General features: G+C 37.4%; 7 protein-coding genes, 2 tRNA genes and 1 pseudogene. 7 read left to right on the top strand and 3 right to left on the bottom strand.

The features are described from left to right. The first annotated feature begins 805 nt into the window (after nucleotides 1-805). Together folD and K0T93_RS01530 are read left to right on the top strand one after the other, a co-directional pair. Nucleotides 806-1657, top strand: coding sequence for a bifunctional methylenetetrahydrofolate dehydrogenase/methenyltetrahydrofolate cyclohydrolase FolD (folD, locus tag K0T93_RS01535; protein ID WP_225721643.1), 852 nt, complete (start codon nucleotides 806-808; stop codon nucleotides 1655-1657). Nucleotides 1658-1738: 81 nt separating this feature from the next. Further along, on the top strand, nucleotides 1739-3823 hold the full coding sequence (locus K0T93_RS01530; protein WP_225721642.1) for a M3 family metallopeptidase: 2085 nt from the start codon (nucleotides 1739-1741) through the stop codon (nucleotides 3821-3823). An 830-nt stretch (nucleotides 3824-4653) separates the two neighbouring features. Here K0T93_RS01530 and K0T93_RS01525 read toward each other — a convergent pair. After that, a tRNA-Arg gene (locus tag K0T93_RS01525) sits at nucleotides 4654-4727 on the bottom strand. Between the two features lie 1434 nt (nucleotides 4728-6161). Here K0T93_RS01525 and K0T93_RS01520 point away from each other — a divergent pair. The 5 genes and pseudogenes from K0T93_RS01520 to K0T93_RS01500 all read left to right on the top strand — a co-directional run. After that, a pseudogene (locus tag K0T93_RS01520) lies at nucleotides 6162-6272 on the top strand (ribosome recycling factor); the annotation flags it as partial. 229 nt (nucleotides 6273-6501) lie between these two features. Beyond that, nucleotides 6502-6578, top strand: a tRNA-Pro gene (locus tag K0T93_RS01515). A 2452-nt stretch (nucleotides 6579-9030) separates the two neighbouring features. Then, nucleotides 9031-9333 (top strand): DUF883 family protein, encoded by a 303-nt coding sequence (locus K0T93_RS01510; protein ID WP_225721756.1) that lies wholly within the window; start codon nucleotides 9031-9033, stop codon nucleotides 9331-9333. 125 nt (nucleotides 9334-9458) lie between these two features. Then, a complete protein-coding gene (locus tag K0T93_RS01505; RefSeq protein ID WP_225721641.1) occupies nucleotides 9459-9851 on the top strand; it encodes a phage holin family protein in 393 nt (130 codons plus the stop codon). Continuing rightward, entirely contained in the window at nucleotides 9848-10258 is a 411-nt protein-coding gene (locus K0T93_RS01500; protein WP_225721640.1) for a DUF3318 domain-containing protein, read from the top strand. The genes K0T93_RS01505 and K0T93_RS01500 overlap by 4 nt, the downstream gene beginning before the upstream one ends. A gap of 992 nt (nucleotides 10259-11250) precedes the next feature. Here the strand turns inward: K0T93_RS01500 and nrdR are convergent. After that, on the bottom strand, nucleotides 11251-11724 hold the full coding sequence (gene nrdR, locus K0T93_RS01495; protein WP_225721639.1) for a transcriptional regulator NrdR: 474 nt from the start codon (nucleotides 11722-11724) through the stop codon (nucleotides 11251-11253). 18 nt (nucleotides 11725-11742) lie between these two features. Further along, a complete protein-coding gene (glyA, locus tag K0T93_RS01490) occupies nucleotides 11743-12987 on the bottom strand; it encodes a serine hydroxymethyltransferase (protein ID WP_225721638.1) in 1245 nt (414 codons plus the stop codon). Between the last annotated feature and the right edge of the window lie 533 nt (nucleotides 12988-13520).

Below are 13520 nucleotides of genomic sequence, written 5' to 3'. Positions count from 1 at the left end.
CCACAATAAATCAGAACAAGTCTCCTAGATAAATTAAGCACTCCTAGAATCGATTAAAATTAACCTAGATTATGATTAATACACACCTAACACGGTTAATTAGGTGTGCAGATTTCATGTTTATATTGTGTCAGATAACAGAAAACTGTTGTAACGATTATGAAAACCCCATAGTAATATTAGCTGCTCTAATGATAACGTTTATTATTAAGCGCCCCTAATCACTAAATAGTTATTCAAGAGTTTCTCGATATTTATAAGTAGTCGTTAGTTGCCTGCCAAAACATGTGCGCACTGAGCGATAAACTACCTCAAGTCATAGATAATAGATGAGAGTTTAAATTAAAATATTAAAATTATTGACTAAGAGATGTATTAATAAATTTGTCAATAACAAAATTCTATATTTTCTAACAAAAATTATGCGATGCAGTCAAGCTACTCAGTTAACTGAGTACATAAAAAAGATGTGCTTAAATAAAAATAAATCATATAAAGGCAGGTTGCTACGTCATCGTCTTTCTAAGACTGATCTTAGTATCCTGGATTAGGATAGTCTTTAAAATGTATAGTGGGTGATTATGAATAAGTAAAGTGAACACAACGATAGACTAAGATAGACTAATCGCACTTAATCTTAATACGAATATTAGCGAACAGAAGCAACATATGTACAAACGAAATAAGTAGTCTGTGATCGTATAATTAAGCTTTCTAAGCTACGTGCAATCATTTTCTGTGTAAGCTAAATTTTGTATGCGCTGTCTATTGCTTTACGCCTCGATAAATTAATCTAATACTCGCTATGACAGCTAGAATCATCGATGGTCTTCTTCTTTCGAAACAGCTGCGTGCCACAGTAGCGCAACGTACTGCAGCACTTACAGCACGAGGTCACCGGCCTGGGTTAGCTGTTCTATTAGTTGGCGACAACGCGGCTAGTCAAATCTACGTACGCAATAAAATTAAGGCATGCGACAATAATGGATTATATTCGGTCTATGACCGCTATACAAATGAGCTTACAGAAGCCGATCTTCTCGCGCGAATCACAGTGTTAAACCGCGATCCTCAGATCCATGGGATCTTAGTCCAACTACCACTCCCGCCACATATAAATACGTATAAGATTATTGAAACAATAGCGCCCGAAAAAGACGTCGACGGTTTTCATGTCGCTAATGTCTCTGCATTAATAACTGGTAAGCCACTGTTTCGGCCTTGTACGCCATCGGGCGTTCTGAAAATGTTAGAATGGAAAAATATTCCTCTGGCCGGTGCTCATGCGGTAGTAATCGGTCGCTCAAATATTGTTGGAAAGCCAATGGCGATGATGCTAGTTCAATCTGATGCAACCGTGACAATATGTGGCCGGAAGACGCAAGATTTAGCGGCACATACACGTATCGCGGATATTATCATCACAGCGACGGGCAAACGCAATTTAGTTACAGCTAATATGATTAAGCCTGGTGCGACTGTTATTGATATCGGTATAAATCGAGACGACGATGGTAAATTGTGTGGCGATGTAGATTTTGCTAGCGTTCGAAAGGTTGCCGGTTACATCACGCCGGTACCTGGCGGTGTTGGTCCAATGACGATAACGATGTTACTATTGAACACAATCGAAGCCGCTAATCGTGCTGCCGGATAATAGGCTCGCTTATGCTGAACTTAGCAGATCAACTCCTATATTTTATTAGGCCGCCACCCTTCAAGATATAACGGAAACATTATGGCTCAAACAGTTACTCCTAATCCGTTTCTGGATTTAGAAGAGCTGCCTCGTTTTACATCAATTCAGGCTAAGCATGTGACTACAGCACTTGACGTGCTGCTTGAATCTGCAAATGATGCTGTACTACATGCTAGTTTGCCGCAGACGCCAAACACTTGGGAGGCAGTGTTTAAATCAGTTGAAGCAGCTACAGAGCCGCTATCACGCGTATGGGGCTTGATTTGCCATCTGAATTCTGTTGCCGACACGCCAGCACTCCGTGCAGCACACGCGAAAAACCTGCCGCGCGTAACCGAATTCTGGGCTAATCTTGGCCAGAATATTGTATTGTACGAAAAATACAAAGCTATTGTAGATGGTAGCGAGTATGCGCAGTTAAGCAATATACGTAAAAGAATTCTTGAAAACGTGCTACGCACTTTCCGTCTATCTGGTGTCGAACTACTAGAACATAGAAAATCACGATTTATAGAATTACGTAAGCAGCAGGCTGAGCTATCTAAGGCGTTTTCCGATCATGTGCTCGATGCGACGAACGCATATGCGTACTTTGTAACGGACAACTCACAGCTTTCGGGTTTACCTGAGGATGTGATCGTCGCAGCAAAACAGGCCGCTCAAAAAGATGGAAAACCAGGTTGGAAATTTACACTGCACTTTCCCTCATACTTTCCAGTACTACAATACGCAGAATATCGCCCAATACGCGAGGCAATGTATTACGCATCCATGACACGCGCCTCAGAACTCTGGCCAGACTGCTACGGTAGTGGAAAATTGCGGTGGGATAATACGGTGAACATGATTAAGCAGCTAAAGCTACGTGCGGAAGAAGCGGTGATGCTTGGCTATCAAAATTTTGCGCAAGTGTCGCTTGAGCCGAAGATGGCTGACTCGCCGGAACAGGTTACAGCGTTTCTTGATAATCTAGCGCTCCACGCGCGGCCATATGCAGAAAAAGAATGGGCTCAGTTACAGGCGTTCGCGAGCGACGAGCTTAGACTTAAAAAGCTTGAGGCATCGGATATTACTTACGCGTCTGAAAAGCTTCGGCAAAAACATTATGCTTTCTCTGAAAGAGAAGTCAAGCAATATTTCCCGGAAACTAGTGTACTGCAAGGCTTATTTCGCATTACTGAAGCTCTTTTCCATGTGCTAATTAAACCCAGTGAGGCAGAAAAGTGGCATCCAGATACTCAGTTTTTCCGAGTCGAAAATCATGACGGTACATTGCTCGCTCAGTTCTATCTCGATCTACATGCCCGTGACGGAAAGCACAGTGGTGCATGGATGGATACTGGGCGTTCCCGCTATCGTCGCTCTGACGGCACACTGCAAACTCCTATCGCCTATTTGATGTGTAACTTCTCAGCGCCGCTCAGTGGTAAACCATCTTGCCTCACGCACGATGAAGTCATTATCTTATTTCATGAGTTCGGCCATGGACTGCATCATATGCTAACGCAAATCGACGAGTTAGGCGCGTCTGGCGCGAATGGCGTGGAATGGGATGCGGTCGAACTACCATCGCAGCTCATGGAAAACTTCTGTTGGGAGTGGGATGTACTAACTGGGATGACTTCACACGTAGATACAAAAGAGCCATTACCCTATCAGCTGTTCAGAAAAATGCTTGCAGCACGTAACTTCCAAAGCGGACTTACCACACTTCATCAAATCGTTCTCTCGAGGTTCGATATGCTATTGCACACGACATACGATCCCAATGGTGAATTGAGTATTAGTATGCTGGCCCAGCAGGTGAATGATAGCTGGCATGTAGTGCCCCAGGCGCCATTTTCGCGATGGCCAAATATGTTTAACCATGTTTTTTCGGGTGGTTATGCAGCAGGTTACTATAGCTATAAATGGGCCGAGGTTCTATCAGCTGATGCCTATGCTGCGTTCGAAGAGGCAGCCAGTGCGCGCGGTAGTGCAATCGATCCTGAGACAGGAGCACGCTACCGCGCGCAGATACTTGAGGTTGGAGGTAGCCGCTCTGCAATAGATTCGTTTAAAGCTTTCCGTGGGCGTGCACCACGCATCGATGCGTTACTTCGACTAAATGGCATGAATAAGTAGATAGATATAGCGCGATCAGATCTCGCATATCGTAAAATACAGCTTTAGAATCGCCTGATATTCGCGTGTCGTGCAACTTTAACTTTTTTAGATAATTGGATTATCTAATATCTGCTAGATAGTTCTAAAATTACTAATAGTCGCATAGTCTTTATAAAAATTATCTCAGTAAAATCGGTGCATTGAGTCTAGCAAATTAGATTAGTACTTAGTTCTCAACATTTTATATTAGTTTCATGTGGAGATAGCGTAATAAAAGTTTTGCGTTTCCATTACTCTTAACCAAGCGAGAATAATGCACGCTGGCCTTAAACTTGCTTACAAGAAATATTTTCTAAGAAAAGAACGCAGTATAGCTAGTTGCATTTAAAAACTAGGACTTCGATGAATTAATAATTGTGATATGCCTTTTAGTTTTCCAAAAAATTTATGCCATATAACGACACCCTATTAGTTTTCGCCTAGATAGATTCTAGATCTTGCTTAAATAGATATTAGTATTCAAGTCGAGCTTGAATTTGTAATTACGTTTAGCGTATGGACGTACTGAATGATGCTATTAACGCAAAACAGCGCTAATCTAAATAGGTCATATAGATATTTTCTTAGAAAGAATTTTAATTATTTTTTAGAGTAACTAATTGTAATTAATTTTTTTAAAAAAGTCTCATTTTTAAAAAAATAGTATACTTTTTTATAAAAACTATGATCTGATTTTTTTCTAAAAAAGCGACTATTATATCTAATAGCTCATTTTTTAGTAAATGCTTTTCAATTGTATAGACGTGATCTGTTTACGGTTATACAATTTAATTATTGCAATTCATTAGTCCGCTCTGCAGGATTTGAACCTGCGACCTACGGCTTAGAAGGCCGTTGCTCTATCCAACTGAGCTAAGAGCGGTAAGTGTAGACTGTATTATACCGTATGCGCTCCGTCTACTCTACTCTAGAGTAGAGATTTTTATCTTAAAAGATAATGCCCTGACTAATTTTTTTTAAAATTGTACTTTGTAATAAAACCACTATAAATTTATAGCGTATACGCCCTAAAATTGATGCTCTTAATAATTCTTATTTATTTAAATTTAAACTAAAAATAGTATACTGCTATAACTAGCTTGGATATCTTAAAAAGATATTATTAAATACGTTTTAATAACGTACTATTAATTATTAGTATACTAATATCGCTATCACTCAGCCACATTTTCACATAAATAGCTAAAGCACTTTAAGTAACTCTTTAGCATAAAAATATCTATACTAGATTAGCGATTCTTAGCCTCTGAGTGAGAAATCTATTTCTATAGTCAGTAACTAGTATTATATGACGCCCATCTAATACGGCCTACTTAAATGCACATTAAGTCCTAGACACATGTGCATGTTATGATTGTATACAAAGCTAAATTTGTCCTTAGTACATAATTTTAGTAAATTAAAGAAGCTACATTAATATTTACTATCACTATATAGAAAATAATTTAAAGTTAACGCTCAAACGCTGTATATAATCTGGTGCTAGTATGTGCTAGCACCAGATTATATACAGTTTTACTGCCTGCAAACAATTTAGTTATACTCTAAGAGACACTTAAAAGTAGTATAAATATAAGGCTCACAAGAGATTTTTTAAAAAATTGTATTCGAACAAATCGATAACAAACCATAAAACATCTCTTTTAAAGACATTTAGCTATATTTCCCAATATGACGATTATCTAATAACTAGTTAGCATACTTAGAATGCACTAGCCGCTATAAATACTTATAATTATAAGCTATACCATAGTATAGAGCATTAATAAAAGTAAAATTCTCAATTTTCGGCACCTCAAGTTATTGAGTAATTTCTATAGTCATAGTAGCAGAAACCTATCTGTTTCTTGGAATGCGCACTATAATGGTTTACTTAATTTAGATATAGTTCAAAACTCTTTAAAAACTTTTATGATCATGTCAATTCATTAAGCATTAAGCATATTATATTCATGCTGTCTAGCTAAACCGCTATCCGCTAAAAACACATAACAATATCAGCGATGCGTATAACTTAAATGCTGTGCACAAACAGTCGAAAAATAACTGATGTTCCATTTTTATAGGCTTTTGTGCTCGGCACGACAGCCTTGTTGTCTAACTTCGAATCTGACATTTAACTATAAAAATTGGGTAATCTTGCTCTTATCCGAAAGAGAGGCATTAATTTAATTAACACAAGGCGGTAACGAAGGCACACTAGTACATGTATAAACAGTCGGGGCGGGAAAAACCGTCAATATAACCTATTCCTGTGTAGCTTATTAGTATTAGGCTATATTGTTTAGGAGGTCTGATGACTATCGAAGATATTAAGAAAGACGTGGAGCAGAAGATGCGCCGCTCCTTAGAAGGTTTTAAAAATGATTTTCTAACAAAAATACGAACAGGTCGAGCTCATATAGGCTTTTAAGTTACTAAAGTATCTTTTTTACTCGTTAATAATATTGTCAATCGGCATGACTATTTCACTAAATCTAGACATAAAATCGGTATACCCTGCATATATAATAGCAGAAATGCACGCATGATTAACCGTTATGTTAACAGATATCTTATTAATTCTAGTGCAATATATTGACACAATACAATTAAAAAATTGACGCTGTATCAAGCATTAGACTATAATAAATTTACGGAGCGTAGCGCAGCCTGGTAGCGCATCTGATTTGGGATCAGAGGGTCGTAGGTTCGAATCCTATCGCTCCGACCAATACACTGTTAAGTACGGATAGTATCCGAGTAAGCTATCTAAGATTATTAGGAATAAAATAAGCAGTTTACCAGGCTGCTTCTTTTCAAGAACTATCGCTGTTTTTTCTGTGTGAGAATCGCAATACATTTTAGGGGCATTAAGGCAAGCCTCAAACCATTCTAGAATGATCTTTAACCGGATATTCTATATATATTAATATAGCGCATCTATACGGCTTGCTTTATAAGAGAGTAAAAATAACAACGGTATATTTAATTTGTAGATGCAAGTAAGCCTTACCTAAAATAGTTAGGTCTCTCGATACTATCAGAGTAGCTAGGAGAAAGCATAGTCTTAGGGCTAACATCTTCTTCTATTCTAGGCACATATTTCATTACTAACTAAGAAATTAGTACCGTAGCTTTTGCAGTTATGGATCGCGATCAAAAATGTAACTATTTATATAGTTACTCGGGTTTCTCTAAAAATTGAATATTGTGGGGACCACGTATATATTGTTTTTGTCTTAAAGGTTATCTATAAATAGATACATGATTGCTTATCTTAGGCGCCTATCTCTACTCCTTAAATTTTTTTAGAATCTGAGGGCTATAGATAACGGAAATCTAAAGATTAGATCCCTAGAAATTTATTTCTCTATATCACTTAGCAAGTCTAACAACTGTAGAAATATTTTAGTATATCTAGTTAGATTTAGCGGGGTTAACATTCTAGAGTTTAGTTATTTCCTTGAAAAAGCTTAAACTTTTAGAAGTTACAAGCTATAAAAATTGATGCAATATGATCAAATATCCTCTTTTAACAAAGGAGGTATACGCCTTCTCACTGAGAGCGTCACGTAGTAAATCTGTACTATTCTGGTACTAATTAATCTATTGCTTCTATAGCCTGACATAAGCTTGCGGTAAGATTATCCGCTCTATTTATTAGAGCTATCTGAGGCAGGAGTACCCTAATACCATAAATATCAGCTGTACGTCCTAGGAAATAGTCGGATTTAAATAAATGAATCAGCTTAAAAGATTAAGTTGTCTGTGATACTTTAGATAAGTAAATTACTATACGTATTTAACGTTAACTTTTCATAGAATGTTAGTCTTGTTTAAGATCTAAAGTTTAATTTTTAGAAATTAAATAACTTTTTAGTTCTAAACTCACTCACTAAATATTACTTAGTTATTTTAACTTTACCACTAGAATTTTTATATAAAATAGTCTTCTTTGAAAAAGAGATGATTTACATTAGTAAAATTTTAAGAAATATCAATTTAAATATAAAAATTAAGTAGGCTATCAGCGCTTAAATTTATTTCTTATTTCACTAGTCGAAATACTATACAAGTTGGGTATTGCTATTATATTTTATATTTCCGTAAAAATATTTAGAATTATATTAGTAATCTTTATTACTCTTAAAATTAATTAATTTATTTAATATAAATATATTTAATGAAGTTAGTTTTTTACTAAAAAACTAAAATTTAGTTGGTAACTTACTGTATAATATTTATCTAAAAATAATTAATTTTTATATTTTAGATTAATCTCCTGATCTCAAGAAGATAATCAACATCTATAATACCTTTATTTTATATAAATTGTATAGAAAATTTATAGAAACTTTTATTTATACAAATAATATTTGTAGAGTGCTTTCCATACCTTTAAACATGTGCTTTAGTACCATGAATTACGTACGCCCTTCTCGATATTTTGAAAAAATGTGTATATAAAATAATTTTTAATAAAAAATATTTTTATAAAAAGTAAAAATTTATTTAGTTAAGTTATCATGATTACTTAATCAGTATTTCTTAAATTTTAACTATTCTTTCATCGGTTTTTTAGACCCTACCCTTTAATGCTATTAGGGCATATGCTTATTATATGTATTTGTTAGTATCGAGCGCTTTCTATTTTTAGAAATTTTAAATTAAATTTTTTTTAAAAAAATGTAAATAACGAATGCTATTCGTTAAGATTTATATGCTTATGGGGTGAGTTACTTATATAACTAAGTATTATCGCCCTTAATTTTTTCGTCTACAAAATCTTATCACTAAGTACAACTAATGTTATTATTAATAGATGTACAAAAAAGATACACAAGACTATACCTATAGCATCGATAGCAATCAAAGACTCTATATAATTAGTCAACAATACTAAAATCTTCCACATCTAAGATGTGCTTTAGGGGCAGAATAGCAGTACACTTAGTACCACTTTTACTCTAAATGTATAACTACCCTCTCAACTTTATATGTATAATCTACACCTACATAGCAAAATAAGTATGTGCGCTATTTAATTCAGTAAAAATTTACTTCTTGTCTGGTATTAGTATGGCTTTGAGCAACTCTTACTTAGCTTGTATCTCTCTTTATTCGGATGAGATGACTATCTGTTAGAGTGCATGAGTAATAATAAGTTTTTCATAGGATCAGTTATAATGGAAGTTAATAAGGAAAATCTAATGTCGGATATAAAAACTGTTCTGTCAGATGCAGAAGACCTGCTCAAACAAGCAGCGAGTACAACTGGCGAGCGTGCGACGGAATTACGTGAAAAAGCGCTTATGCGTCTAAGACAAGCAAAAGAAAAGGCGGGAGATGTCCAAGTTGTAGTTGTAAAAAAAGGTAAGAAAGCCGCTCGCGCTACAGATGATTATGTCCACGACCACCCATGGACATCTATCAGTGTCGCCGCTGGCCTCGGTATATTAATTGGACTGCTGATTAACCGAAAATAGTGTCTAGTGCGACGATGCATTCGCATCATCGTGCTTACTAATGCTTAGTCTCACTGTGTCCCGCATACGCGGCGCGCGTTGGCTAACAAAACGTTCCGTCTGCTGCGCTTCGCGCGGGTCTGCTGATGAGCAAAAACATTCAACCGACATCTCTAATTTATCGCTCGCTTCGACGCCTCATCGAATCGGTTTTTTGTCTTCTCCAAACGCGATTAGAACTAATCAGTATCGAACTCGCAGAAGAAAAAGAACGGCTGCTAAGCATATTCTTCTCCTGTCTTCTAGCTACGATGTTTGCGACGATAGGGCTAATTACCCTTACAATACTAATTGCCTTAGCTTTTTGGGAAACGTACCGATGGCAAGCATTGGCTATACTAACTGTGCTACACTTCGTCGGGGCCTATGTCTGTATGAAAAAAGCGTGCGCCGGTATTCGTAAAGGACCTTTAATCTTCGAGGAAACGCTGTCTGAATTCGATAAAGATCGAGCTGTTTTTCACAAGTCATCGCCATGAATAACCTCTATTCAAATAGCTATCTTACTCAGCTAGCTCCACCCCAAGAGTCAAATTACTCTAAGATTAAGGTACGGAAGTTGCGTAAAGAGGTATTGCTTGCGCGTGCACATCGTAATCGAATTGATATCGCTAATGCTAGTGAGGAGATACGTCAAGGCGTCTCAAAACTTAGCTGGATTAAGTGGCTAATTCCAGGAATTAGCCGATGCCGCGTATTAAGTGGACTTCCAGCAGCTATCTGTGAATCACTTAATCAGTATCCAGTGCTTAGTTCGATAATATCGGCTACATTAGCTGGCTCTGTACGTCGCCTAGTGATCCGAAATTTTAAACACTTACTAAAGTGGACCGTAATCAGTGCTGCTGTCTGGACAAGCTATAATCTATGGAAAGCGGTACGTTAAAAACATCGTGCGACTACCGTTTACTGATGTTCCAAAACAGCGTATAAGAGTAGAACGTGATTATTATCAATTTCTAGAATTGATCCAATTAACACTTCTCTATTTCAGGATGAATATCTTTTCTTGCTGTACTAAAAATTTCTCGCGTAGCGACAGGCTTGCATTTATATTGCTTATATGACGGTTTTTACATGAGAGGTATATCGCAATATAGTAGGTATAGAATATAGAGCTATGCTGGCTTAAACTGCGCAACGCCTACATTGTTGAACAGGCTTAAAATCCTTATAGACTATAAGTTACTATAGCCCTCAATGCGTTAGTGCAATATATTCTATAAGCTAATAATTGTGTATAAGATAGTATCTATCTATTTTTGACCCTCTCCTTAGTCTAAAAAAATAGATAGATAGTTTCGTTAACTACCGAAACATTTACCACCCAGTTAACCCCTATACACTAACAGGTTGAGAAATCTATATTTTACAGTTGACGGCTATTGTCAAATAATATGAATCTAAGCTAGCATAGCGCGATTTTAATAACCCGTAACAAATCGGTATACATAATAGGAAGCAGATGCGCTTTTTATAGAGCGTATTTTTTATTACAAAACAACCCTAAAGAGTATAAAACCGCTGATGGCTCAGCATAATCTATAAATTTATTTTATAGAATAAGAGAATTTTAAACAGTACTGCATTTTATGCTATACGACATAACTTAGTTGTTCTCAGTCATTAGCAGCCTCGATATAGAGATTACAACGATACATGAATCAGTAGAACTCCTCTTGCAAACCTATAGCATAGCTGCTGTTTACGGTGGCGCCTTAACCTTAAAAAGGTTATTTTTAGGTTGGGGAATTAGTACATTAGAGATGTCTAAATCAGAATATATCATCGATGATATATAGGCTCTATAGCATGGAAATTATCTAAAATAGAAACGTGATAACGCCTTTAAAGAGCTATGATAGCAGCCTCTTCGACTTAGGATCGGACTACTTCAGCTGAAGACCGACCAAATTCATCAATTAGATTTTTGAACTCAGAAACATCTTCAAATCGTCTATACACCGATGCAAAACGTACATAAGCAATCTCGTCGATCTTTCGTAATTCTTTCATTACTAACTCACCGAACCATTTGCTATGTACCTCACGTTCACCGGAAGCTAGTAATTGATACTCAATACGCGCAACTACTTCATCAATTGTTTCAGCAGCTATAGGGCGCTTGCGTAAAGCAAGTTGCATACTAGATAGTATTTTTCTACGATCAAATTCTACTCGTGTTCCATCACTCTTAATAACCGTTGGTAATACAAGCTCAATACGCTCGTATGTTGTAAAACGTTTATCACAAGCTGGACATCGGCGGCGGCGGCGAATCGCCGTACTATCTTCCGACACACGCGAATCTACTACATGAGTATCATCATGCCAGCAAAACGGGCAGCGCATAATAATTTATCCCGTAGCTCACTTATACACTGGAAACTGACATGTAAGTTTAGCAATCTGCTCTCGTACTCGCTCAGTTGTGGCATTATCTGGATTGTCAAGCACATCAGCAATTAGATTACCGATATGCTTAGCCTGAGGCGATCTGAAGCCACGGGTAGTTATCGCTGGAGAGCCAAGCCGTATACCACTAGTTATAAATGGCTTTTCCGGGTCATTTGGAATCGCATTCTTGTTTACAGTAATACATGCAGCATCTAGTATAACTTCTGCATTTTTACCTGTGATCTGTTTCGAACGTAAATCGACCAGCATCAAGTGACTTTCAGTTCGTCCAGACACGATCCGTAATCCACGATTTATCAGAGTTTCTGAAAGCACGCGCGCGTTATCTACAACCTGTTTCTGGTAGATTTTGAACTCCGGTGTCAGCGCTTCTTTAAACGCAATAGCTTTTGCTGCAATCACATGCATTAAGGGACCACCTTGGATGCCCGGAAAAATAGCTGAATTAATTGCCTTCTCATACCCCGCTTTCATTAAGATTGCGCCGCCTCGCGGGCCACGTAAGCTCTTGTGTGTAGTCGTTGTTACGAAGTCGGCATGTGGCACTGGACTTGGATAGACGCCAGCTGCAATTAACCCTGCATAATGGGCCATGTCTACCATGAAATACGCTCCGACTGACTTTGCAATCTGTGCTAGGCGTTTGAAGTCGATATGCAGAGAAAATGCCGATGCGCCCGCAATTAGAAGCTTCGGTTTATGTTGGTATGCGATTTGCTCAGCGGAATCGTAGTCGATATCCTCATTTTTATTTAGCCCGTAGCTAACAACATTAAACCATTTACCGGATAAATTGACTGGTGAACCGTGTGTTAAATGTCCGCCGTGCGCAAGACTCATTCCCATAATCGTATCGCCTGGATTAAGGAGCGCAAAGAATACTCCCTGATTAGCCTGCGAACCCGAATTAGGTTGTACGTTTGCAGCTTCTGCGCCAAATAGCTGTTTAATTCTTTCGATTGCCAACTGCTCAACCATATCAACGTACTCGCAGCCGCCATAGTAGCGCTTTTTAGGATACCCTTCTGCGTACTTATTAGTTAGTTGAGATCCTTGAGCTGCCATTACTGCCGGGCTTGCATAGTTTTCCGATGCGATAAGTTCAATGTGGTGTTCTTGTCGGTGGTGCTCATTTTGAATCGCTTGCCAGATTTGTGGATCACAGCTTGCAATAGTTTGCTCAGCTTTACCAAACATGCGTAGTTTCCTTTAACGTTTAAACGATTAAATAAATCGATAGATAGTAACACCCTGGTAGGGATGTACTCCTATAACGTCTTAACGAAAAGAGGTTTCTGGTAACGTAAGGACAAGATAGCCGGGCTAGCATAACGCTAGTGATATAGTCAGATCACGGTTGTTTATACGGAAGCAAGACTACTGTCACTGTCTTATAATAGCTTTATTTTCAGATTTATAAGTCGCTAATTATTAGTTATCTTAAACTAGAGTATTGGAAGGGTGCTAAATAGGCAACCAAACTTGTCATTAAAATAACTGTTTATTTATTTAGAACCATCATATCCGTTCCGGTAGAATCTTGCAAATGGACATTTGCTTACCTAAAACGATAGACCAGATCAGATATGCTTGTCTGATATATGTATATCCTGAACAGACCCGGCCCGTTAGATATACGAAGAACTGCTATTGCTTATCAGGCGATGATACTTATTTATCTAGCTGACGAGCTTATTATTAGAGCCGAATAGAGAAGCCTGCCTCTGCAT

The organism is Candidatus Vallotiella sp. (ex Adelges kitamiensis) (assembly GCF_020342435.1).
GTDB lineage: Bacteria > Pseudomonadota > Gammaproteobacteria > Burkholderiales > Burkholderiaceae > Mycetohabitans.
The sequence above is the reverse complement of the archived record's forward strand: the minus strand, read 5'-3'. Positions and strand labels throughout refer to the sequence as shown.